The organism is Dinghuibacter silviterrae, from assembly GCF_004366355.1.
GTDB classification, from domain to species: domain Bacteria; phylum Bacteroidota; class Bacteroidia; order Chitinophagales; family Chitinophagaceae; genus Dinghuibacter; species Dinghuibacter silviterrae.
On record NZ_SODV01000002.1, the window covers coordinates 2,327,805 to 2,351,963 of the forward strand.

15 protein-coding genes are annotated in these 24,159 nt (G+C 58.4%); 9 read left to right on the top strand and 6 right to left on the bottom strand.

Translation table 11 applies throughout. The features are described 5' to 3' along the window. Window positions 1-93: 93 nt before the first annotated feature. The 5 genes from EDB95_RS26530 to EDB95_RS26550 all read right to left on the bottom strand — a co-directional run bounded on the left by EDB95_RS26530 (window position 94) and on the right by EDB95_RS26550 (window position 11,246). Window positions 94-2,385: an alpha-L-rhamnosidase-related protein gene (locus EDB95_RS26530; protein ID WP_133999888.1), complete on the bottom strand. Its 2,292-nt coding sequence runs from the start codon at window positions 2,383-2,385 to the stop codon at window positions 94-96. 3 nt (window positions 2,386-2,388) lie between these two features. Further along, window positions 2,389-3,648, bottom strand: coding sequence for a tetratricopeptide repeat protein (locus EDB95_RS26535; protein WP_133999891.1), 1,260 nt, complete (start codon window positions 3,646-3,648; stop codon window positions 2,389-2,391). A gap of 61 nt (window positions 3,649-3,709) precedes the next feature. Next, window positions 3,710-6,289: a DNA gyrase subunit A gene (gene gyrA / locus EDB95_RS26540; RefSeq protein ID WP_133999894.1), complete on the bottom strand. Its 2,580-nt coding sequence runs from the start codon at window positions 6,287-6,289 to the stop codon at window positions 3,710-3,712. A gap of 98 nt (window positions 6,290-6,387) precedes the next feature. Beyond that, on the bottom strand, window positions 6,388-7,227 hold the full coding sequence (locus EDB95_RS26545; RefSeq protein ID WP_162852807.1) for a DUF6089 family protein: 840 nt from the start codon (window positions 7,225-7,227) through the stop codon (window positions 6,388-6,390). Window positions 7,228-7,406: 179 nt separating this feature from the next. Beyond that, window positions 7,407-11,246, bottom strand: a complete 3,840-nt coding sequence (locus tag EDB95_RS26550) for a S8 family serine peptidase (protein ID WP_133999900.1) — start codon at window positions 11,244-11,246, stop codon at window positions 7,407-7,409. Between the two features lie 205 nt (window positions 11,247-11,451). Here EDB95_RS26550 and EDB95_RS26555 point away from each other — a divergent pair, with 205 nt between their 5' ends. After that, window positions 11,452-11,769 (top strand): hypothetical protein, encoded by a 318-nt coding sequence (locus EDB95_RS26555; RefSeq protein WP_133999903.1) that lies wholly within the window; start codon window positions 11,452-11,454, stop codon window positions 11,767-11,769. Between the two features lie 135 nt (window positions 11,770-11,904). On the opposite strand, the gene EDB95_RS26560 is transcribed toward EDB95_RS26555, so the two are convergent. Beyond that, window positions 11,905-12,471 carry a DUF4142 domain-containing protein gene (locus EDB95_RS26560; protein ID WP_133999906.1) on the bottom strand — a complete coding sequence of 189 codons (567 nt, stop codon included), beginning with the start codon at window positions 12,469-12,471 and terminating at the stop codon, window positions 11,905-11,907. A gap of 96 nt (window positions 12,472-12,567) precedes the next feature. Here EDB95_RS26560 and EDB95_RS26565 point away from each other — a divergent pair, with 96 nt between their 5' ends. The 8 genes from EDB95_RS26565 (at window position 12,568) to EDB95_RS26600 (ending at window position 24,051) form a co-directional block, all read left to right on the top strand. Continuing rightward, window positions 12,568-13,800, top strand: a complete 1,233-nt coding sequence (locus EDB95_RS26565) for a DUF763 domain-containing protein (RefSeq protein WP_133999909.1) — start codon at window positions 12,568-12,570, stop codon at window positions 13,798-13,800. A gap of 101 nt (window positions 13,801-13,901) precedes the next feature. Further along, window positions 13,902-14,585, top strand: a complete 684-nt coding sequence (locus EDB95_RS26570) for a DUF4397 domain-containing protein (protein WP_162852808.1) — start codon at window positions 13,902-13,904, stop codon at window positions 14,583-14,585. Window positions 14,586-14,689: 104 nt separating this feature from the next. Continuing rightward, window positions 14,690-16,012: an alpha-L-fucosidase gene (locus EDB95_RS26575; protein ID WP_133999915.1), complete on the top strand. Its 1,323-nt coding sequence runs from the start codon at window positions 14,690-14,692 to the stop codon at window positions 16,010-16,012. A 34-nt stretch (window positions 16,013-16,046) separates the two neighbouring features. Beyond that, window positions 16,047-17,156, top strand: coding sequence for a N(4)-(beta-N-acetylglucosaminyl)-L-asparaginase (locus tag EDB95_RS26580; protein ID WP_133999917.1), 1,110 nt, complete (start codon window positions 16,047-16,049; stop codon window positions 17,154-17,156). 3 nt (window positions 17,157-17,159) lie between these two features. Continuing rightward, complete coding sequence (locus tag EDB95_RS26585) at window positions 17,160-18,014, top strand: copper homeostasis protein CutC (RefSeq protein WP_246073792.1); 855 nt, start codon at window positions 17,160-17,162, stop codon at window positions 18,012-18,014. Continuing rightward, window positions 18,014-19,900, top strand: a complete 1,887-nt coding sequence (locus tag EDB95_RS26590) for a glycoside hydrolase family 35 protein (protein WP_133999920.1) — start codon at window positions 18,014-18,016, stop codon at window positions 19,898-19,900. Before EDB95_RS26585 ends, EDB95_RS26590 begins: the two co-directional genes overlap by 1 nt. Then, window positions 19,897-22,098 carry an alpha-galactosidase gene (locus EDB95_RS26595; RefSeq protein ID WP_133999923.1) on the top strand — a complete coding sequence of 734 codons (2,202 nt, stop codon included), beginning with the start codon at window positions 19,897-19,899 and terminating at the stop codon, window positions 22,096-22,098. The genes EDB95_RS26590 and EDB95_RS26595 overlap by 4 nt, the downstream gene beginning before the upstream one ends. Window positions 22,099-22,104: 6 nt before the next feature. Beyond that, window positions 22,105-24,051 (top strand): glycoside hydrolase family 97 protein, encoded by a 1,947-nt coding sequence (locus EDB95_RS26600; RefSeq protein WP_133999926.1) that lies wholly within the window; start codon window positions 22,105-22,107, stop codon window positions 24,049-24,051. The last annotated feature ends 108 nt before the right edge of the window (window positions 24,052-24,159 follow it).

A 24,159-nucleotide genomic window follows, 5' to 3' on the forward strand; every position in this document is an offset into this window, starting at 1 on the left:
TCCAATTCGATGAAATACCGGGCTCTTTGGGGAATCGCTTGCATGGCTTCCCTCTTTCTGATCGGCTTGATGAGCTGAGCAAAAATCAAAGTTTTATAAGGAAATTTCTTGTCTTCCCCCTTGCAGGGAAACGACACGCCCTTTCCATACAAACCGCCCCTTCACCCCAGAAGGCAATTCCACGTTTCCGGTCACGTGCTCCCCATGGCGGAGCAAATGCACGCTCACCATCCCCGCCGGTACAGGCATACTCCCGCGTACCTCCGTCAAAGGCCCCATACAAGGCTGTATCAGCACCTGCGAAAACCCCGGCGCCGCCGGCACGATCCCGCAGATCGTCGCGAGAAAGTCGTAGTTGGGGCTGGCGCTCCAGGCATGGCAATCAGAACGGGTGGGATCTGGCTTCTCGGCAAATGTCGTGAGCCCGCGGGCCAGCATATCCCTCCAGGGCCCGAGCTGGCTGTAGTACAGATCCCCCAGCCCGGCGACTTTCAGTGCACGGGTGAGGTAAAAGCGGTAATAGAAGGTGGTCTGGCTGATGCCGGTGTCGGAGAGCACACGGCGCATGACGGAACCAGGTAACGCCCCGCTGAGTACCCCCATAATGGAGGCATGCTGGCTAAACGTCGTCCGCGAAGGCGTATTCGCCATCAACCCGCGGGAGGCGTCGAAACAAGACCGGTACGTTCCCGCACACAAGCGGTGCGCCAACGAGCGATATTGAGAAGCAAGCGCAGGCATGCCAAAATCCGCGAACAATGCCGCCGCTTGATTCAGGGTATACGCATACTGCAACGTCACCACGGAAGAATGCCCGTTGGTAGCCCCATCGGGTACCCCTCCGGGAAATTGATCGTCCCAGTCGACAAAACTCCACCAGTTCATGGGCCCGAGCATGTCGAGCGAATCGACATGACCGGCGTACCAGTGCAACACCTCCTGTATGGGTAGCAGGAGCGGCTCGATAAAAGCGGAATCGCCCCGGTGCATCCAGTAGTCGTACACCATGGATACCCAGTACAACGAAAAGGGCGGAATCACCTGGAGCCGGTTGCTGGGGTACCGTCCCTGTGTCAGCCCCTCGGGGATCCGGGAGTGGTAGAAGTCGAGGATGGCTTTGCGCATCAGGCGGTCGTCCCCGGTAACGTAGAGCGAGATGAGCGACTGGATACGGGTGTCGCCTTCGTATTGGAGCTGTTCGTAATAGGGGCAATCGAAATAGTTCTCCCCGGCACACATCAGGGCGGTACGCCACCCTACCCTCCAGATGTCGCTTAGGGAACTGTCGTTGCAGGAAAAGGACGCCTTAGCCTCAAATGGATACCCGGTGCGCATACCGTACAGGTCGTCGATCACCAGCGAGTCGGCGCCCGTGGTAATGTCGAGCTGTACATACCGGTAGGTCCGGAACCAAAGGGGGCGGAACAAACGATGCGGGCCGCCGTCGGGTTCGAAGAGGTCGGCGTTGCCGGTAAGCTTTTTTCCTTCGATGTCATTTCGGTTGCCTTTACGGCCGGCCGAGTCAAAAAGCGCTTCGGCATAGCTCATCCGGATGGTCGCGCCCCGGCCACCGCTGACCAAAAGCGAAGGATAGGCAACGGTGTTATAAGTCTGATCGAGGAGGAGACTGACGTGGCTCGACGGAGGAATGGTCGTAGGAGTGCCTTGCAAAAATCCCGAGAGGCCACCCCGCCGCACTGACGGTATCCGCTGGAGCGTCTCCGGAAACAGCGGGATATTGCGTGGCTCCAGCGTCCACCGGTTGTCGGTACCGCTGCCAAAAAGAAAGGCGTGATCGACATACGAAGCGTGAGACCACCCGGAGTCAGAAAACCCCGGCTGCTCCCACCCCCACGGATAGGCGTCGCCGCGAACGTGATCCCCGGGCCCCACCACGTAATAGGAGTGCAAATCGACAGGCAACGGCGCATACGCCGTATCATGAAAAACGCGCCAGGAACTGTTGGTATTCACTAACGCTCCCTGCAACAAAAAACCCGTCTGGTTGCTGACCTGGGCCACCGGCGCATATTCCCCCATGTTCCAGACCAGGGCTGCGATAACGTTGTCCCCGGGTTGCAGCAAAGGCCCTATGTCCACCGTTTCGAAATACCAATGCGCCAGGTCGCTCCTTGCGGGCCCGGCGCAAACGAAGTGACCGTTGACCCACAAACGGTAACGGTTATCCGCCGAGACGTGGATGAGAAAACGGCCAGGCGCGGCCGAAAGCGTAAAGGTCTTTCGGAAGTGATACACCCCGTAGGCCTTGGCGGGCACTCCCGGGCAACCGATCCAGGCGGCCTTAAAATCGGAGGGGATGTCTCCTGCGCGTTGCGCGGAAACATCCCCCCAGAAGAATAAGACCAGGAATATCCAGGGTCTCATAGTCTATTTGCTGTCTGCTGCGGTATACTTGTCGTCGTAGAACTTGGCCTTGTCCTTGTTTTCGAGGTAGCGGTAGCAATCCCCGAGAAGGCTGATGGACGATTTATAGTTCGACTTTTCGGCTACCTTGAGCGTAGACTGGGTGTCATAGAAGCTGAAAACTTTCTCCAGGGGCGTGATGGCTGCCTTGATTTGCTCTTCGGCCTGGCCCTGGAGCGCCTTTTTGTTGGCGTCGTCGGCGGGCGTCTTTCCTTTGATGGTCTTCAGGCTGTCGTTGATGGACACGGCCTGGTTGAAGTGGGATTTACCCAGCGCCAGGAAGGCTTCGGGGCGGTTGGGGTCGATCTCGGTACACTTGGTAAAGGCGCCTTCCAGCTTTTGGATCAGCTCGGTATAGCCGGCGGGCTTTTTATCGACGCCATACACGAGACCGAAGAGCGTGTTGCCATAGTTATACTGGTGCTCGTAGCTGTTCGGATCGTTGGCGATGACCTCTTCGTATTTCTTGATGAGCTCGTCGGTTTTGCCTTGCTCTTTCAGCATCTGCAGGGCGACGTCGTCGAAGTAGGTGTCCTTGGGATAAAGGGTTTTACCGGCGGCGGCGTATTTCTGGGCGTTGTCCCAATCCTTTTTGTCGGAATAGACATACACCAGCCAGCGGTAGGGCAGGTCAAAGCCCTGGCCGGATACTTTGGCGTCCGCCAGCAATTTGAAATAGTAGGTGGCGCTGTCGTTCTTTTCGAGCTTCATATAGTCGAAGCCGAGGTAGTAGGTGACGACCGTGTCAAGACCGGTCAGACCGATGTGCTTGTCGTAGATAAAGCGGCCGATCTGGTTGGTGTTGTCAAAACCGGGCAGCGAGCCGGCAAAGTCGTTCTTCTGGAAGATCCTGTAGGCCTCGTTGAAAGAGGTGTTGTACAGGTTGGCGATGTAAGCGTATTTATTGTCCAGGACGGCCTCGATAGAGGTCTTGGTGCTGTCGATGTCATAAGCCTTTCTGAAGGCATCCAGGGCGATCATGTTCGCGCCGGGCACCTGTCCTTTCAGGGCGCTGTCGGTGGCGAACTGGCTGTACACCTTTCCTTTGGTATACCACGCATCCTGGTCCTTGGACCATTTATCGTTGGTCACCACCTGGTCAATCGTCGTTCTTGCACTTGCCCAGTCTTTCTTGTCGATCTGCTTTTTGGCCTGCTTGAGGTCCTGGGCGGAAGCGCCCAGCAGCGTCAGCGCAGAAAGACCGGCTAGGAAAAATTTTGTCATGTTGCGTTATTTGATTTTTCGCCTTAAATATACCTAAATTATTGTGTTGCAGCGGCAACCTCTATTCATTCTCCGGATTTTCCCCTGCGGCGGCGTCGGCGGCTGGTTCGGCGCCCTCTGCCGGCGCGTCCGGCGCTTCAGAGGCGCCCTCCGAAGGCGTCTCTTCCTCCATTTCATCCAGCGTCGTAATCGCCGCAATCTCATCACTCTCCTCCAACCTAATCAGCTTCACCCCCTGGGTATTCCTCCCCGCCTCGCGAATGTCCGCCACGGACATACGAATCGTGATCCCGGACCGGCAGGTGATCATCAGGTCCTGGTTCTCGACGACGTCCAAAATGCCTATGAGGGAACCGGTTTTGTCGGTGACATTGATGGTTTTCACCCCTTTCCCACCCCGGTTGGTGATCCGGTATTCGTCTACAGGCGTTCGTTTGCCAAAGCCTTTTTGGGAGACGACCAAGACATTCCTTGTGGTATCGGTACCATCGACACAAATCATGCCAACGACTTCGTCCCCGGCCTCGTCCACCTCGATACCCGTGACGCCGATAGCGCCCCGGCCGGTGGCCCGGACCTTGTCTTCGGGGAAACGGATGGCCCGGCCGCTGCGCACGCCCATGATGACCTGGGTCTGTCCGTTCGTCAAACGGGCTTCCAACAGTTGGTCCCCTTCCACCACGGTGATGGCGTTGACACCGCTTTGACGCGGGCGGGAGAATTCCTTAAGCTCGGTCCGTTTGATGATGCCTTTTTTGGTACACAGCAGGATATACTGGTTATCTACATCGTCGAAGTTCTTGACGTCGATGATCGCGCGGATGTTGTCGTCCGGCGGGATCTGGATGAGGTTTTGGATGGCGCGGCCCTTGCTTTGTTTGTCCCCCTCGGGGATTTCATAGACCTTCAGCCAGTAGCAACGGCCCTTTTCCGTAAAGAACATCAGGGTATGGTGGGAAGAGGCGACAAAGAGGTGTTCGATCCAGTCTTCCTCGCGGGTCTTGCCACCGATGACGCCCCTTCCGCCGCGTTTTTGCTGGCGGTATTCGTCGGCAGGCGTGCGTTTGATATAACCCAGGTGGGAAATGGTGATGACCACGTCTTCCAACTCGATCAGGTCTTCGATGCGCATTTCGTTGGCCAGGTACTGGATCTCGCTTTTGCGCTCGTCGGCAAAGCGGGTCTTCACGTCGAGCAATTCGTCCTTGATGATCTGGAAACGCATGCCCTCGTCTCCGAGGATTTCCTTGAGATGCGCGATGAGTTTCATGAGTTCGCCGTGTTCCTCGCGGATCTTATCCCTTTCCATACCCGTCAGGCGTTGCAGACGGAGTTCGAGTACGGCCTTGGCCTGGATCTCGGACATGCCGAACTGGGTCATGAGACCTTCCTTGGCGTTCTCGGGGGTGGATGAGTTCCGGATCAGTTGGATCACCTCGTCCAGGTGGTCCAGGGCGATCAGGTATCCTTCCAGGATATGGGCGCGTTTTTCCGCTTCCCGGAGCTCGAACTTGGTTCTGCGGACCACGACCTCATGCCGGAACTCGACGAATTCGGAGATCAGGTCCCTCAGGTTCAGGATACGGGGGCGACCCTTCGACAGGGCCACGTTGTTGATCCCGTAGCTGGTCTGGAGCTCGGTATGCTTATATAACTGGTTGATGATTACGTTGGCAACGCCGTCCCTTTTGAGGTCCAGGACGATACGCGTACCTTCTTTCTGGTTGGATTCGTTGTTGACGTGGGCGATGCCTTCGATCGTCCGGTCGTTGACCAACTGGCCGATCCGGTCGGTCAGGGTATCCCGGCTCACCTGGTAAGGCACCTCGGTAATGATGATCTGTTCCCGCCCGCTGGGTTTGGTGTCCACGTGGAGCTTCCCCCGGACGACGACGCGGCCGCGGCCCGTGCGGAAGCCTTGTTTGACGCCTTCGACGCCAAAGATGATCCCGCCCGTGGGGAAATCCGGCGCCTTGACGTATTTGATAAGGTCCTCCACCGTGATCTCGCGGTCTTCGATATAGGCGATACAACCGTCGATGACCTCGCCCAGGTTGTGGGGAAGCATATTGGTCGCCATACCCACGGCGATCCCGCTCGACCCGTTGACGAGGAGCTGGGGGATACGGGTAGGCATTACGGTCGGTTCTTCCAGGGAGTCGTCGAAGTTCAGCTGGAAGTCCACGGTATCCTTTTCGATATCCTGGAGGACGTATTCGGTCAGTCGCTGGAGACGGACTTCGGTATACCGCATGGCGGCCGGACCGTCCCCGTCCTGGTTCCCCATGTTCCCCTGGCCTTCGACCAGCATATACCGCATGCTCCATTCCTGGGCCATGCGGACCATCGCGTCATACACGGAAGAGTCCCCGTGCGGGTGGTATTTACCCAATACTTCCCCGACGACGCGGGCGCTTTTCTTGTAGGGCTTGTTATAGGTCATCCCCAGCTCATTCATGGCAAAGAGGATGCGGCGGTGTACCGGCTTGAAGCCGTCCCGTACGTCCGGAAGCGCGCGGCTCACGATGACCGACATCGAATAGTCGATGTAGGCCGTCTTCATCTGTTCCTCGATATTAACCTGAATGATCCTACCCCCCTGCTCCTGGGAGCCGTCCAAAGTTTGATCCACTTGATCCATAGTCTGAATTGAAAGTGTGCAAAGGTATCGAAATGAATGCAAAAAGAGAGCCCCCGGGGTCACCGGGGGCCTATATTTTCTAACTATTTAGGCACAATTTACAGGATCCTCGTCGGGCACCCCATATGGTTGTGTGTGTATTCCGCACCGCTCAGCCGGAAGCTGATCCTCAGCCCCGTGAAATAGTACCAGTCATCTCCCCCGGCACCACGTGCGTTGCCTGCTGCCGGATAGGTGGCTCCCGTGTGACCGGGAAGCTGATTCCCCCGGAAGGCCATTTCCACGGCTTCCGCGCCCTTCGCGTTTAAAAGGGAGAATTCGTCGTAATAGGCGCCGTGGACGTCATCCAGGTAACCCGTAAAGGTCTTGCGGACACCCACCTCCAAACCGACCCGGACATTGTCCGAAAGGGCCAGGCGGAGGCCTGCCCCAAATGGAATGGCAAACTGGGTCAGGGAATACTTCGGAGGACCGCCTGCGAGGCCTTCTCCCTCGGTGCTCAGGGGTTGCAGGAACACCTTTTGCCCGGTGGGATCATATGCATAAGGGTTGAAATGAAACACGGCCAGGCCCACGAAGCCATAAGGCGAAATAGACCGGTCCGACAGGTCGAACAACTGGTATTCGGCCCGCACGTTCCATTCGAAGATATTGCTGTAGAAACTCAGGTTACGCGCTACCGCTCCGGGGTTGGAGCTGTACTTGTCCGCCCCGGAAATCTCGGTGAGCAAAAACCCCGTGCTCAGAGTGAAATGGGGACTGAACTCATACCCCAGGCCAAGGCCACCACCCGGATGGGCCTCTTGAAAGGTGTACCGGTGTTGCTGTAATTCGCCGTCGTAGTTGGCGGCGCCGGCGTCGATGTTCAGAAAGAAATTCTGCGCTCGCAGAGGAGCATACAATAGGATAATGGCTAAAACGAGTAGAATGTATCGCACAGGGTATAAATTTGTCATGCAATATAAGCAATTATAACGCCAATATTTACTACATATTGCCTTAAAAATAAAAAGGGCGCCACAGGCGCCCCCAAGATCATTAGACATTTTGCGGCGGTGGGCTAAATTGACCACATAGCCCACCGCCGCAAAATATGTCCACTTACAAAAGTCGACTACTATTGTTGTTGCAGAAGTATCTTTCTTATCGTGACGTTATCCCCGTGCGTTATCTTCAAAATATACACCCCGTCCGCATAGCCCTTCAGGTTGATCTGGCCGGAATAAGCGCCGATATAGGACGGGTAGACCTGTTTGGACACCAGCTCACCCAGGACATTGTAGACCTCGAAGGTCAGGTCCGCCGAGTTCGTGACGGTAAAGGTCACGTTGACCAGCCCTGTCGGCGTCGGGTCCGGGTAAATCTTCAAACCCTGGGGCGCCGAGACGGTATCCACGGCCGTTAGCACGTAGTTGATGCTGTTCGAGGTCAGGACACAACCCGTGGCGGAGTCGGTCACTTCGTCATCGTATACGCCGGACTTCGAGGCTATATAGATGGGATTGGTGGCCCCCGAAAGGATCACCCCGCCGAGGAACCATTGGTTACCGCTGGCCGCGCTGCTGATCAGGGAATCGCCGTTCTCGGTGATCACCGGGTTGGGCGCCGTGACCGCGGTCACCTGCGTCCGCGCACCCGTGGCGGAACAATCCGTCGTCTTGATCTTGGCGTCATAGAAGAAATAGAAATAAGACTTATACAAGGTCCCCAGGCTGCCCGCGGTTACCCCTGCGCTGTTCCCGGTCCACGCAAAAAGATTGGTGGACCCGAAGGGATAGGTGTTGGTGGACGGCACGCCGGTATTCCGGAAGATCGTTGCCGAATCCAGGCTTTCGATGATGATGTCGTGGTCCCCGGCCGGGAGCGGGATATTCAGGTAAAAGACGGCCCCGGTATCGGACGGGTCGTCCGTCTGGGTGGAACCGTCGGAATGGGGTTTCTCGGTATGGGGCGCCGTGGCGTACACATGGACCGTGGTCGTGGTGTACGGGAGGTAGGAAAAAGCACCCGACGACGTGATCGTGGACTGGTCGACGTCCGCCACCACAAAGGCGATGGTCCCATGGTACTTCGTATAGAAGCGCGCGGATTCCAGGGTAACGGGGACCGCGGCGTGATAGCTGACCCAGTTCCCGTAGAAAGCATTATACCCTCCGGCCGTATCCAGGGTCGTTTTGGTGGCCGGACCAAAGGAGCCGCTGCCACCGGATGAGAAATAGAAGGTATTGTTGGACGGGATGGTCGTGGTCGTGGTATTATACCCCGACGCAATAGGCGAACCGCCCGTGGCCGTGGTATACCAGAAATAGCTGTTCGATGAATCGGCCCCGTTGACCTTTAGGTTGGCCGTGGAAGCGCCGGTGCCGCAGATGGTGGCGGTGCCGGTGGACGGGTTGGTCGCCGCGGGGGATACCGTAAAGCTAAAGGTGGCCGTGTCGTTGGCTGTATTCTGGTCCCCGGTCAGGTTGACGGACGCCTTAATCGAATAGGTCGTGCCGGGGATCGAGTTGAAGTTCCCCGGGAGGGCATAGGCGATGTTGGCGCCCGCGCCGATGGTATCCGGGTAAGTCCCCGTCAGGGTCGCGACCACCGTGTTGCCGTTCATGACCGTCGCCGTCACGGGGAAGCCGGCCTGCGTGGCCGTCCCATTGTTATGGATCGTCAGGGTGACGATCTGGGTCGAATCGGCACAGGCCGGGTTCAGGGGATCCACCATGTTGTAGATCGACAGGTCCTTGGCGGGTTTTACAAAAAGAACGCTGTAGTCCTGGGTTTCCCCGTTGCTGTACGAACCGCAGGGCTTGACCAGGGAGGTATCGGTGACCTCTTCGGTCACGATGCGCATCCGCGTCGTCCCCCCGGCGGTCAGGGTTGCAGGGGTCGTAAACGAACCGGTCCAGGACGTCGTTCCACCCGCCAGGACGGGGCTGGTCGCCACAAGGTCGCCCCCATCCGTAAAGGTATTGTCGTTGTTATAGTCGATGTAGATCTTGACCACACGGCTGTTTGCCGACGCGTCGCAGGACGACAACCCGACGTAGAATGGCACCGTTTGCGCACCCGACACATTGGCCTGAAGGCTGGTAAAGTCGCTATAGGTTGTACAACCGGCGGCATTCTTGTTGTGCACGCCGCCCAGGGATACGCTGTCGATCCGGGTCCCCGTGCTGCTGGTGGGCGCCGAGGTGCAATACGCTGAGCCGCCCACTCCGCTGTAGACGAGGCTAAAGGCCTGCTGCCCGCGGGCCAGCGTGCCCTTGTGCGTCACCTGGATGGTGTAGGTGGCGCCCGGTACGACCGAGTCAAGCTCTACTTTTTCTACGTTATCAAGCTTGTTGTCCCCTTTGGTCGCCGCGGTGGCGGGAGACGAAGGCGTCAGCACCCAGGGCAGGTATGTCGTAGACCCCTTGATGATCCGGAGGTCCAGGTCGTTGACGAGGATCGGGGTGGTGCTGAAAAGGTTCGTGGAATTGACCGTGCCGGGAGGATCCGTCCAGACGATCGTCGCCTTGAGCGTGCCCTTGCCCGACGCCACTACCGGTATGCGGAGCGTATCGGTGGTCCCGTTGACCAGGCTGCTTTCCAGGATCTGCTGGCTGCCGTCGGTCAGGGAAGACTTGATCACGCCCACCGCGGTTTTCGTATCCAGCAACCCCCAGCCGTAGATGTAGTTGGGGCCCGGGCTCGTACCCGCCTGGTCCGCGGTATGGATGGCCAGCGCCTTGAGCGTGGCCGACCGCATCGCGGTATCGTGGTGATTCTGGGTATAATACTGTTGCAACAGCAGCAACGACCCCGTGACATTCGGCGTAGCCATCGACGTGCCCGCGTACGTATCATACGCATAGTCCGAGGTCGATATCGACGACAAAACGCCATCTCCGTCCGCTACGATGTCCGGTTTGATCCGGCCGTCGGTGGTCGGCCCCCAACTGCTGAAGTAGGTCATCACCACGTCCGAGGCGGAGTTATACCCGCCGGGGATCGGCTCAACCGCGCCCACCGTCAATACGTCCTTGGCATTCCCGTAGGTGGGAATGGTATGGAAATAGGCATTGCTGCTCAGGTTGGCCGGGCGGGCAACCGGCGACTCTTCCACCCCGTTCGAATTTACAGGGTAATAGTTTGAGTCCACCGCGGGACCGGTTTCTCCCCGGTTGTTGCTCGCCGCCTGGACCATCAGGTAGTCCGGCGCATTATACGCGATCGAGTCGCGCATCATCGTATAAAAATCGTAATAGCCGAATTTATAGTCGACTGTATCCCCGGAATTGCCGTACCACTCCCAGTGGTTGTTGTCCGTGTTCAGGTACCAGCCCGCAATCGTCCCGTACGAGTGGTTCGACAGGTACAGGTTGGGTGCCGCGGTAGCCATTTCGGATACGTCGTTGTTAAAGTCGTAGGCGTCCAGTTCCGGCGCCTGGAAAGACATGCCTTTTGCCTGCGGATTTACCCCGGTGGCAATCATCGTGCCCGACGTATGCGTGGCATGGTCGTCCAGGGTCGTCGCGCCGTCCTTTTGGATGACCCTGCCGGCCAGCTCCACGTGCGTACCCCTGACGGCACCCCCGTCCCAGATGGCCAGCCTTCCCTTCAGGTTGGTGGCATTCCCGCTCAGGGAAAGCCCTGTGCTCCCTCCCGGCCAAAGCGCCGTGGTGCTGACGGTTTGTGCGCTGGAGAGGTTGTCGACCACCTTATAGATCGGTCCGCCCGCTTCGTCCACACCCGAAAGAACCGCATACTTCCCCTGGCGGCCGTGGATGATCAGCGGCCAGCGCTTTTGGGCCGCCAGCCGGATGGCCAGGTTGTAGGAGCGATCCTCCTCCTGCCTGGCCAGGGTAGACGCCCGGTTCAAGGCCGTCTTGTTGGTCATCACTTGTGCTTTCAGGGAAGAAAAAGTAAGACAGGCGGCTATACCGCAAATCGTGGCTACGCTCGGGGTAAATGTACTCCTCATACAGTGAAGATAGCTTGTTCGGATTTATAGTAAATTTAACGTAAACTCCCTCAATCCAATGAAACGTCGGATTCTATTTTTCATTGGCTTTTTCCTCGGAACGGCCGTTTTGACCCACCCGCTCCCCCTCGGACATACATACGTAAAACAAGGGGTACGCGGCTATGTCCGTGTACTAAAAGGTAACCAAATGCCAGCCCCCGGCATGCCAAGGCACAAAGGCAAGGGCATACCCGCCCTGGTGTATATCTATCCGATAGTGAATTTGAGCCAGGTCGAACCGGACCAAAAGGCTTCTTTTTATAAGACGGTACATGCCCGGGTCATAAAAACCGTACAGGCCGACAGCACGGGCTTTTTCGAAGCTTCATTGGATACGGGGAACTATTCCCTTTTCATCAGGATCGGGGGTCTTTACTATGCCAGCCTCACCGACCAATACAACCATCTCGCTCCCATCCGGGTCGAGGCCCAAAAGGTAACTTACATAGAATTAACCTATAAGGACCGCGTGACCTACTAAGTAAAGATAGACAAAAAAAGGTCGCCCGGTAACCCGTAGGAAACCGTCGACCTTTTTGTCTCTTTTTTCAGCGCTCTTGTCTCAGCGGGCCAGAGAATTATGACAATTCTGTGAACTGTGGCGGCGAAGCCGCCCCTATAACGCTTTGCCGATGGCCATTGCCGAATCCAGGTGCATTTTGATCATCGGAAGCTTTTCTTTTAGGAAACGCAGTAACGCTGTATCCCTGACCGTCTTCTCCGCCGTTTCGAAATCTTTTACCGCTCCTTCGTGGTCATGGACCATCATGGCCATATAGTGCCTGTCAAAAGCCCCCTCGTGGAGCTTCTGCAACGCGTTCACCGCCGCCTGGTGGCTGCTGCTGATCGCAGCCGGCAGCGACACGTTCCGCGCCTGGGCCAGCGCCTTCAGTTCGTCCCCCCAATGCCCATGGTCCTGGACCATCATCGTTGCAAAATCCTTGACCCTTGGATGGGAAGCCATTTGTTCTGCCGTCCGGGAAGCCTGGATCTCCGTCATCCCCGCTTCCGCCACCGCGCTCATGAAATCCTGGTCGCCCCTGGACGCAGAGACTGGTCCGGTAATATTACTCGAATCCTGTTTGGCAGGCGCCTCCGCCGCAGCGTCGCCGCTCCCCGAAGAACCGTGACAGGCCACGAGCGCCATGAGCAGCAAGGCCACCCCTGAAAAATTCTTTTTCATGGTGTTTTGATTTGGTTCCAGGCAGTTACGTCCAAAGGAGGGGCCAAAAACAAAATACTAATTATTTTAGGAAAAAATACTATTTTTGTTAGCACTATGACAAAAGCCGGTTCCGCCGATCTGCCCCTCCACTACGGCCGCGTTCCCACCTGGCTGGCCCAGCGCATGGCGCGTCTGGGGCGGGCTGTAGCGGAAACCGTGGTCATGGACTATGGGACCTCCGGTTTTCTCCGGCGGCTCAGCGACCCCTTTTGGTTCCAATCCCTGGGATGCGTCATGGGCATGGACTGGCATTCCTCCGGGATCACCACCTCCGTCCTCGGCGCCCTCAAACGGGCCATCAATCCACTATCCGGGGAACTTGGGCTTCACGTGTGCGGGGGGCGTGGAAAATTCTCCCTCCAGACCCCCGCCGAACTCCGCGCCCTTAGCGACGCGACCGGTCTCGACGGCGACACCCTCATCCGCAGCAGCCGCCTCGCCGCCAAGGTCGACAACACCGCCGTCCAGGATGGCTTCAACCTCTACCTCCACAACTTCATCGTTTCCCGCGAGGGCGAGTGGGTCGTGGTCCAGCAGGGGATGAACACAGCGGTCCGCACCGCCCGGCGGTACCACTGGCATTCGGCTTCGCTCCGCTCTTTTGTGGAGGAGCCGCATACGGCGATTTACGGGCCCAATAGGGGGGACATCCTGAACCTTACCCATGGGGCCGCGGGCCCCACCCGTGAAGGGGTACTGTCAGTAGCCCGCGCCGGGGAAGCCCTCGCGGTGGCGGCCGCGCCCCACCTCATCATGCCCGCCCACCACGACGTTCGTTCTGCTGATATAAACATAAAACGGCTGGGTGCAATCCTGGCCCTGGCCCATGAAAGACAACCTATGGATTTCGAGTCGCTGTTGTTGATGGAAGGCGTCGGTCCGCGGACCCTCCAGGCCCTGACCCTGGTCAGTGAGGTCATCCACGGCACGCCTTCCCGCTTCAGCGATCCCGCGCGTTTTTCTTTTGCCCATGGTGGGAAAGACGGGCATCCGTTCCCCGTACCCCTCAACGTCTATGACGAAACCCTCCGGCAGCTCGAAGGGGCTGTCACCCGGGCTAAGCTCGGACGCGAGGACAGCGCCCGGGCCATCAAAGCCCTTTCTACGATTTCCGCGACCCTGGAAAAGGGCTGGGTCGAAGCGGACCGCGTCCAGGAGTGGATCGAACACGAGCGCGCCACCTCCTATCAGTACGGAGGCATGACGGTCATGGGCCCTGCCAAGCCCCCCGCAGGGGCGACTGAAGCCCGGCCGGCGCGGGTTTCGAGGCAACTTGACTTATTTTGAGGAAAAATATTTGGTAGAATCAGAATTTAATCCGAACCTTGCTATACAGAAAGGCCATCGTTCAACCGATGGCTTTTTTTTTAGCCCTTAGCCCGTACCCCATGCGCTATCCACGCCATAGCCTGCTTGTCATTGCCGTCTGCCTGGTCATTGCCGGCTGTCATAAGGGCGGCTACCCCACCCCGTCTTCTTCTCTTTTATTTGTCAACGCCTCCGTGCACGAGTCCAGTATAAATATTTATACCGATGGGACGCTATTCGTTTCAAACCTCAATTTTCCGGACAGTACGGGGTATCTGAGTACCCGGGAACCCGTCCGCGCCTTGTCCATCCTGTCGGCCGGTGATACGGTATTCAGCCAGCCGGCGAACTTTACCACCGGCCGGGAATACAGTATTTTTGTCGCGGACACGGGTGTGAATACCGGCGTGCAGGTAACCGCGGTCCCCGATAGTTTTCCTGCCACGAGACCCGGTTATGCTTTCCTCCGTTTTCTGAACTTCACCCCCTCCGTTTCCAACCTCGATCTGTATTCGACAACCCTCTCACAGGATCTTTTTACGGACCGGTATTTCGAGGAAAACGACGCGTTTTCTACCACTTTCGTCCCCTACCCGTCCGGCACCTACGAGCTGGAGCTCCGCGCGCCCGGGACGTTTGTGACCGTTGCCAGCCTTGCCGCCGTCACCTTCGAGGATGGAAAGGCCTACACGATTTTTGCCAAGGGCGCGACAGGCGTGGCGGGCAATCGTACGTTGGGCATTGCCATTCTACAGCACGATTAGTGTTTGCGCGACAGCGCCCCTCTCGCGGGCTGCGCCGCGGCCCCCGCAATTTTGCGCAATCGTTTCCCCACGCGGGATGCTTATTTTTTTCCCTACTTTGCCGGATGCTTCGAAAATGCTTGCTGTATCTGGCTTATTTACTACCGCTTGGAGGGCTTGCGCAACACATCGATCCCGAAACGATCAAGGACAAAATGCAATGGTACCAGGATGCAAAGCTGGGCATCTTCATCCATTGGGGTGTGTATTCGGTAAACGGCGTCGATGAGAGTTGGAGTTTTTACAACAACAAGATCCCCTACCCCATATACATGCAGCAACTCAAGGGTTTTACGGCTGCGCACTATGATCCGCAGGCATGGGCGGACCTGATTAAGGCATCGGGCGCCCGGTATGCGGTGTTGACGACCAAACACCATGACGGCGTGGCGCTTTGGGACACGAAACTCAGCGACCTCAACGTGGCGAAACGTACCCCCGCGGGAAGGGACGTCGTGGGGCCTTTTTTCAAAGCCCTTCGCGCCGATGGGATCCGTTGCGGGGCCTACTTCTCGCTCCTGGACTGGTCGCAACCCGACTATCCGGGTTTCCGGAAAGACAGCAGCCGCTACCGCATAGAGGACGATTATCCGCGCTGGGACCGCTACCGGCGTTTTTGCCAGGGACAGATCGTCGAGCTGATGGACCGGTTTCACCCCGACCTGGTCTGGTTTGACGGCGACTGGGAGCACAGCCCGGAAGAATGGGAAGCAGAGCACATCCGCCACCTCATCCTGTCCCGCAACCCGCAAACCGTGATCAACGGACGGCTCCAGGGATATGGCGACTATGCCACCCCCGAACAGAACATACCCGTCTCACGCCCGGCGTATCCCTGGTGGGAGCTGTGTTACACCAGCAACAACAACTGGGGCTACCATCCCGACGATACGAATTTCAAAACACCCGCGGAGGTCATTTCTGTTTTTGCAGACGTTATTTACAATGGGGGCAACCTGTTGCTGGATATCGGCCCCCGTGCGGACGGCACCATCCCCGATGAAGAAACGCACCTGTTGAAAGAGCTGGGTAGATGGACGAACGCACACCAGGAGGCGATCTTCGGGACGCTGCCCGGCATCCCGCAGGGGCACTTTTTCGGACCGTCCACCTTGTCAAAGGACTCGGCGACATTGTATCTGTTTCTTCCGTCAAAAACTTACGGCCAGGTCCTTGTAAAAGGTTTGTCCAACAATATACAGGATATACGCGTTGTTGGTACAGGACAACACCTCACCCACAAGATCGTGGGGAAGATCTCCTGGAGTGCGGTGCCCGGTCTGGTGTACATTGACGTACCGGCCACGGTGCTGGATGAATACATGACTGTGCTGGCGCTCCGGCTCGACGGCCCCGTCCGGCTTTACAAGGGCCAGGGTGGATATTAGTCCCTATATTCGTGGCCACGAAAAGACATGAAGTATGCTCAATCGCCGAAAATTTCTGACGTTATCAACACTCACGGCGCCGCTGGCGCTCTCCGGCAAAAGCCTCCTGGCGGAAGCCGCATCCGCCTTTGCGGGAACGTCCGCTGACAAAAACGCGCACCCGCCGTTGGCTCCGCACCCCATTGCGGGCCCCGCCATGGCATCGGAAAATCGCCCCACCGTGGCGACCGTCCCCATCGTCGTATCCACCTGGGACTTCGGCCAGGCCGCCAACGCCGAAGCCTGGAAAGTACTAGGCGCCGGCGGCTGGTCACTCGACGCCGTCGAGGCAGGTGTCAAAATCCCCGAGGCCGACCCCAATATCAACACGGTCGGTTACGGCGGCCTGCCCGACCGCGACGGTCACGTGACCCTCGACGCGTGCATCATGGAAGGAAACGGCAATTGCGGATCGGTGGCCGGTATGGAACACATCATGCACGCGATTTCGGTGGCGCGTAAGGTGATGGAAAAAACACCGCATGTCATGCTGGTAGGTGAGGGCGCAACCCAATTTGCCCTGGAGCAAGGCTTCCAAAAAATGAACCTCCTCACGCCCGCCAGCGAAAAGGCCTGGAAGCAATGGCTCAAGACCTCGAACTACCAGCCCGTGATGAATATCGAAAACAAATTCAGCCATAACCAACCGCCCATGCCCGGCGGCCCCGGCAACCACGACACCATCGGCATGGTGGCCATCGACACCCAGGGCCGGGTCAGCGGTGCATGTACGACGAGCGGCATGGCCTTCAAGCTGCATGGTCGCGTGGGCGACTCCCCCATCATCGGTGCGGGTTTGTTTGTCGACGAAGAAGTTGGCGCCGCCACCTCCACCGGTGTAGGAGAAGAAGTGATGCGTACCGTGGGCTCACACCTCGTGGTAGAGCTGATGCGCCAGGGCCGTTCTCCCCAGGAAGCCTGCGAAGAAGCCGTCAAACGCATCGTCAAAAAAGGCCCCGAAAGAGCAAAGACCCTCCAGGTCGGCTACCTGGCCATCAACCGCCAGGGAGAGATCGGTGCTTATGCCCTTCAAAAAGGATTCACCTACTCGGTGCGCACCGGTTCCATCGACCAGGTGTACCCCGCCCCTTATTATTTTCGATAACCCATGCGTCCCTTTATCCTCGAAATCTGCTGTTTCAACCTCTCCTCCGTCATCGTCGCCACCGGCGCCGGCGCGGACCGGATAGAGCTTTGCATGGACCCCGGGGATGGCGGCACGACACCCTCATACGGGTTGATCCACACGGCGAGGGAAGTAACGCGCAACGCGCACCGCACCGCGCCGGAGGTGACGCGCAACGCGGGCCGCGCCGCGCCGGGGCAGCGCCCTTCGGCGGCGCCCGCCCCCGGCACGGGCCCGGCGCCCGCCCCCGTGCGCCTCTACCCCATCATCCGCCCGCGCGGCGGCGACTTCTTTTATGATAAGAACGACTACGCCCAGATGCTCCTCGACATCGGCATTTGCCGGGAACTGGGGTGCGACGGCGTGGTCATCGGCGGGCTGACCCAGGACGGACGCGTGGACAAAGAACAATGCGCACGCCTGGTAGAGGCCGCCGGCCCCATGGGCGTGACGTTTCACCGGGCCTTCGACCGGGTCGCCGATCCGCTGGACGCGTTGGAAGACATCATCGCCATCGGCTGCGAGCGCATCCTGACGAGTGGTCTCCGGCCCACCGCCCCCGAGGGCGCGGCGCTGATCCACACGCTCGTGACCAAGGCAGGAGACCGCATTAAGATCATGCCGGGATCCGGGGTCCGGGCGGAAAACCTCGTGGCCCTGCAGGCCACCACGGGCGCCCGGGAATTCCATACATCCGCAAGGGTACCGATGCCCTCCCTCATGCAGTACGTCAACCCGCAGATGCAGGAACAGCTGACGCTGGTGGCCGTACACTCAGAGGAGGTCCGTCAGATGCGCACCCTGCTCGACGACTTGTACAATAGCGAAGCTCGATAATGAAGACGATTTTACTTAGCACAGCCTTATCGTTGGGCGCCGCCGTAGGCGCCGTCCTTGCGTCGCCGGCCGCCGCTGCGGCGCCGCAGACGCCCGGCGCACCGCGCGCCGCCGCCGCGGCGCAGAAGCCCGCGCCTCGGCCAGCGCCCCACACCTTTCACCTCGGCCCACACGACTTCCTGCTGGACGGCAAGCCCTTCCAGATCATCTCCGGCGAAATGCACCCCGCGCGCATCCCACGCGCGTATTGGCGGCAGCGCATCCGTATGGCGAAGGCCATGGGGTGCAACACCATTGCGGCCTACGTCTTTTGGAATTACCTGGAGACGTCGAAGGGACGGTTCGATTTTCGTTCGGAAAACCGGGACATCGCGGCGTTTATCCGCATCGCGCAAGAAGAGAAAATGTGGGTGCTCCTGAGACCCGGCCCTTATGTGTGCGCCGAATGGGACTTCGGAGGACTTCCGGACTACCTTCTGTCGATTCCGGGGATCAAGGTGCGTTGCGCCGATCCGCGCTATATGGACGCGGTCAAGCGGTATGTCAAAGCCCTGACGGCTCAAGTTGATCCGTTGCTGGTGACCCATGGCGGACCGATCCTGATGGTCCAGTTGGAAAATGAATACGGCAGTTACGGGAACGACAAGAACTACCTGGAGACCCTCCGGAAATGGTGGGTGGCGTCGGGGATCGACGTTCCCTTTTATACGGCGGATGGGGCAGCCCCGTCCATGCTCGAAGCGGGGAACGTGAATGGAGCGGCGATCGGGTTGGACCCCGGGGTGAGTGAAGACGACTTCGCCCAGGCGGCCAAAAGAAACCCGGATGTGCCCTCCTTTAGCAGCGAGACGTATCCCGGCTGGCTGACGCACTGGGGGGAAAAGTGGGCCACGACGGATACAGACGGGATCTGCAAAGAAGTCAAATTCCTGCTGGATACCAAGCGCTCCTTCAACCTGTACGTGATCCATGGCGGCACCAATTTTGGTTTTACGGCGGGTGCCAACAGCGGCGGCAAAGGCTTCGAACCGGACGTCACCAGCTATGACTACGACGCGCCGGTGAATGAACAAGGACAAGCAACACCCAAATACATGGCGCTCCGCCGGTTGATCGGGAGCTATACGGGCAGCCTGCCGGACATCCCGGCGCCTGTTCCCGTCATGAGCATACCGGCATTCACCCCGGCGGTCTGGACTTCTGTTTGGAATACGCTCCCCCAGCCTGTTGTCGAGGTCCAGCCCGAGCCCTTCGAGGCCCTGGGCCAAAACCAGGGGTTGATGCTCTACACCACGCGCCTCATCGGCCACAAAAGCGGGCGGCTGACGTTGACGGACCTGCACGACTATGCCACCGTATTCGTCGACGGCAAGTACATCGGCTACCTCGACCGGAGGGAAGGCAAAAAAAGCATCGAGCTACCCAAACCAGAGTCGCCCAACCCCCTCCTGGAGGTCCTGGTGGAGGGCATGGGGCACATAAATTTTGCCCAGGAAATGATCGATCCCAAAGGGATTACCGAGCGCGTCACCCTGGACGGAATGACGCTCATGAACTGGAAAGTATACCCGCTCCCCCTGAACGACACGTACATGCGCACGCTGCGTACCAAAGCGACGCCTCCGAAGACGCCAAGACCGGGGATGTTTTTTAAAGGGAGTGTCCACCTCGACAGCGTAGCCGACACCTACCTGGACCTCTCCCATTATCAAAAGGGCGTGGTCTGGGTCAACGGCCACAACCTGGGCCGCTTCTGGAACATCGGCCCCCAGCAGCACCTTTATTGCCCCGCGCCCTGGCTAAAGAAGGGGGATAACGAGGTGATCATCTTTGATCAACTGCAAACCGAGCCTGCGCCGGTGAGCGGGGTAACGACGCTGCAATGAGAGGGCTCGCTGGACTCGCGATTTTTTGGTGCCTGAGCGCGACGGCTCAGACGCCACAGCCGCCCCAGCCGGTCGGCGACTGGCTCCTGGGCGGTACTTACAAAGCGACCGTCCAGTCGGATTTTGACCGGCGCGAAGTGATCCTGGACAACGGCCTCGCCAGGCGCCGTTTCCTGGTAATGCCAAATGCGGCCTGTGTCGACTTTGTCGACTTGGTCAACGGGGAACAGCTCCTACGGGCGGTCACGCCGGAGGCAAGGCTGGTGCTGGATGGCAAGACCTACGAGGTCGGAGGTTTGTACGGGCAACGTGAAAAAGCATATTTGCGCGCGTCGGAGATCAATGGGCTACGGGCGCACCCGGAGGACTTTAAGTGCACCGGTTGGCACGTACAAATGCTGACGCCGCCGATCCAATGGGTGTCTCGCACTTGGACGGGGAACCCGCAACAGGCCACGGGTATCGAGCTTGTGCTAGAGTTTCGCGCGCCTGGCGGGCAGCCCGCAAGCGCGGCGGCGCAGGCCGGACCCGCGGCCTCCGCCGCGATGCAAGACCCGTCGCCGAAGGCAGTGCCTGCCCTTACAGTGGAGGTACATTACGTCCTCTACGACAACCTCCCCCTGTTCTGCAAATGGCTCATCCTCCGCAACGAAGGCGCACCGGTCAAGGTCGACCGCGTCGTGAATGAGATCCTGGCGACGCCAGACGGGAGTAGCACGGCAAAACCCCATGGTATTTATCTGGAATCCAACTATGCTTTTAACGGCTCGATGCGGTACGAGCTGTCGGACCAGACGGCGCATTGGATGGCGGATTCCGGCTATACGTCCCAGGTGAATTGCGGCGGCCAGAACCCTTGTCTGGCGGAAGTCTACCCGGACAAAGGCCCGGGGGTGATCCTCCGGACGAACGATACCCTCGAATCCGTTCGCACCTGGGAGCTATTGATGGATAGCGATGACCGGGAAAGAAGGGGGTTGGCGATCCGGAGGATGTATCGCACGATAGCGCCCTGGACAACGCAGAATCCGATCTTTTTGCACCTGATCTCCAGGAAGGATGAGGACGTCACCACTGCCGTCGACCAGTGTGTGGCCACGGGGTACGAGGCAGTGATCCTTAGCTTTGGCAGCCATTGCAATATGGAAGACACGTCGGCAGAGAACATCGCGCGCTGGAAAAAACTGGCGGCATACGCCCATGGCAAACACATCCTTATCGGCGGCTATTCGCTTTTTTCCAGCCGGCACATCAGCGACAGTGACGACGTGATCGACCCTAAAACGGGAAAACCGGGGGGCGCGGTTTTTGGCTTTGCGCCCTGTTATGGGAGCGCCTGGGGGCTGGCCTACCTGCGCAAGATCGAGTACTTTCTGGCCGCTACGGGTTTTGATATTTTCGAAAACGACGGTCCTTACCCGGGGGACGTTTGCGCGTCCACCACCCACCCCGGCCACCGGGGCCTGGAGGACAGCCAATGGCAGCAAGTGCTGCTACAAAAAAGCCTTTATCATTGGTGTTGCGCGCACGGGGTGTATGTCAACGCACCGGACTGGTATTTCCTGGACGGGACCAACAAGATCGCATTGGGGTACCGGGAAATGAACTTTACCTTGCCCAGGGACCAGCAGGTCATCCTGAACCGTCAGAATATCTATGATGGTACTTGGGAAAAAACACCGTCGATGGGTTGGGGTTTCGTGCCCCTGACAGCCTACCATGAGGGTGGACCGGAGGCGGTGCTGGAACCGCTGAAGGACCACCTGAAGGACTATCGGCAACTGATGGTCCAGTACTATGGAGCAGGTGTCCAGGCCTGTTACCGGGGACCTCGTTTATACGACACCGATAATACGGAGGCGCTTGTAAAAAGAACGATCCTTTGGTACAAAAAGTACCGGACGATCCTGAACGCGGATATCATCCACCTGAGGAGGCCCGACGGAAGGGACTGGGATGGAATCCTGCACGTCGACCCGAAGGGCGCGATCAAAGGGTTTTTGATGTTGTATAACCCGCTGCCTGTATCTTTGACGAGGACCATCACGGTGCCCCTGTATTATACGGGGCTATCGGGTGTCGTAAGGGTGCGCGAACAAGAGGGCGTGGCGAAAACATACGCACCCGGACGGGACGGGAACCTGCACCTCCGCGTGGTGTTGCCCCCCGATGGTTTTAGCTGGTACACGATTGAATAAAACTATATGAAGTCAAGAATTGTTGGCGCTTTATTGCTGATCAGTGCAAATATCCATGCACAAACCTTTAGCGTAACGTCCCCCGACGGGCGGACGACGATGAGCGTAACGCCGAACCTGAACCTCCAGGTCACCCACGACCAGCGAACCCTGGTGAACGCCAAAAGCCTGATAGGCTTGTCCATAGACTCTGCGGGGACAAACAACTGGAAGCCCTTAAAAGCGACCCGCAGCACGACCGACACCTGGATCCACCCCCAGGTCCCCGTCAAGTTCGCCTCCATCCGGGATCATTATAACGAAGGCGTATTCCCCTTCAAGAACGGCATAAGCCTCATCCTAAGGGCTTATGATAACGGCGTCGCCTACCGCTGGGTCATTCACCGCAAGGGCGCGTATAAAATTTGGAAAGAAACCCTGCACCTTCAGTTCCAACCCACCGATACGGCCTGGTATCCGCTGGAGGACGGTTTTTACTCGCACAACGAACGCAATTTTGTACCGCTCACCCTTGACAGCATCAAACAAAACAAGCTCGCGAGCCTGCCGGTGACGCTCAGCGACAACGGGACGAAGCTCTTTTTCTCGGAAGCCGACCTCTACGACTATGCGGGTCTCTGGGTAAGAGGAGACGGGCAAGGCGGATTAGACGCCACTTGGCCTTCCTATCCAAAAACCTTAAAAGAAACAAGCGACCGGGATAGAAAAGTCCTGGAACGCGAAGACTATATCGCGGAAGGGGAAGGCGACAAACTACTCCCCTGGCGGCTCCTGGCGATCGAGGACAAGGACGGCGGGTTGTTGACCAACACGCTGGTGTATCAGCTGTCCCGTGGCACGAAGGAGGACTTTAGCTGGGTGCAACCGGGCAAAGTCTCCTGGGATTGGTGGAACGACAACAACGTCTATGACGTGGACTTCAGGGCGGGGATCAACACCGCAACCTACAAATATTATATCGACTTCGCGGCCCGGTACGGGTTGTCCTATATCATCCTTGATGAGGGCTGGAGCCCGGTCAACGACATCCTGAAAGTGGTGCCGGACCTGGATATGCAGGCGCTCATGGACTATGCGAAGTCGAAGAACGTCGGTGTCATCCTGTGGGTGTCCTGGCTTTCCCTGGACAAACAACTGGACCAGGCCCTGGACCTGTATGCCCGCTGGGGTGTCAAGGGGATTAAGGTCGACTTTATGCAGAGGGACGACCAGCTCATGGTGAACTACTACGAGAAGGTGGCCAAAGCAACGGCGGCGCGGCACATGCTGGTGGACTTTCACGGGGCGTATAAACCGACGGGGCTGGACCGCCAGTACCCCAATGCCCTGACCCGGGAAGGCGTTTTCGGGAACGAAAACAGCAAGTGGGCCGACGTCCGCGATCCCCGCGTCCTGGATCCGCGGCACAACGTCACCCTTGCGTTTACGCGGATGGTGGCGGGCCCAATGGACTACACACCGGGCGCCATGCAGAATGCCACGCAGCACGCATGGGCAGCCATCTTCAGCAACCCGATGAGCAAGGGCACGCGCTGCCAGCAACTGGCGATGTATGTCGTGTACGAGAGCCCGCTCCAGATGCTTTGCGACAATCCTACGCACTACTATAAGGAACCCGAATGCATGGACTTCCTGAGCACGGTTCCCGCGACCTGGGATACGACCGTGGTCCTGCAGGCAAGCGTCAGCCATGTCGTTGCCCTGGCCCGCCGGGCCACCAACGGAGACTGGTACATCGGCGCCATGACCGACTGGACGCCCCGGGACCTCGACCTGGACCTTTCGTTTTTGGGCGGCGGCGCCTGGACCATGGACAGCTGGCAGGATGGGATCAATGCGGACCGCAACGCGGAAGACTTTAAGCGCATAACGGGCCAGTCTGTGCCCGGCACGCTGCACGTTCACCTCGCACCGGGCGGGGGCTTCGCAGCACGGATCACCAAGGCACACTAAGGCGCCGGCGGCTTCGCGACCCGGAGCCGCCGGGTCCGGCTCGTACCACCCCGGCGAACCAAGCCAGCGGGTCCCCCAAATGGCCATTTGGCGAAGTCAAATCTTATT

Bases quoted from the DNA above. Each gene is read 5' to 3' on its own strand.
- EDB95_RS26530 (WP_133999888.1), bottom strand. From the start codon at position 2,385: ATGAGACCCTGGATATTCCTGGTCTTATTCTTCTGGGGGGATGTTTCC.
- EDB95_RS26535 (WP_133999891.1), bottom strand. From the start codon at position 3,648: ATGACAAAATTTTTCCTAGCCGGTCTTTCTGCGCTGACGCTGCTGGGC.
- gyrA (WP_133999894.1), bottom strand. From the start codon at position 6,289: ATGGATCAAGTGGATCAAACTTTGGACGGCTCCCAGGAGCAGGGGGGT.
- EDB95_RS26550 (WP_133999900.1), bottom strand. From the start codon at position 11,246: ATGAGGAGTACATTTACCCCGAGCGTAGCCACGATTTGCGGTATAGCC.
- EDB95_RS26555 (WP_133999903.1), top strand. From the start codon at position 11,452: ATGCCAAGGCACAAAGGCAAGGGCATACCCGCCCTGGTGTATATCTAT.
- EDB95_RS26560 (WP_133999906.1), bottom strand. From the start codon at position 12,471: ATGAAAAAGAATTTTTCAGGGGTGGCCTTGCTGCTCATGGCGCTCGTG.
- EDB95_RS26565 (WP_133999909.1), top strand. From the start codon at position 12,568: ATGACAAAAGCCGGTTCCGCCGATCTGCCCCTCCACTACGGCCGCGTT.
- EDB95_RS26570 (WP_162852808.1), top strand. From the start codon at position 13,902: ATGCGCTATCCACGCCATAGCCTGCTTGTCATTGCCGTCTGCCTGGTC.
- EDB95_RS26575 (WP_133999915.1), top strand. From the start codon at position 14,690: ATGCTTCGAAAATGCTTGCTGTATCTGGCTTATTTACTACCGCTTGGA.
- EDB95_RS26580 (WP_133999917.1), top strand. From the start codon at position 16,047: ATGCTCAATCGCCGAAAATTTCTGACGTTATCAACACTCACGGCGCCG.
- EDB95_RS26585 (WP_246073792.1), top strand. From the start codon at position 17,160: ATGCGTCCCTTTATCCTCGAAATCTGCTGTTTCAACCTCTCCTCCGTC.
- EDB95_RS26590 (WP_133999920.1), top strand. From the start codon at position 18,014: ATGAAGACGATTTTACTTAGCACAGCCTTATCGTTGGGCGCCGCCGTA.
- EDB95_RS26595 (WP_133999923.1), top strand. From the start codon at position 19,897: ATGAGAGGGCTCGCTGGACTCGCGATTTTTTGGTGCCTGAGCGCGACG.
- EDB95_RS26600 (WP_133999926.1), top strand. From the start codon at position 22,105: ATGAAGTCAAGAATTGTTGGCGCTTTATTGCTGATCAGTGCAAATATC.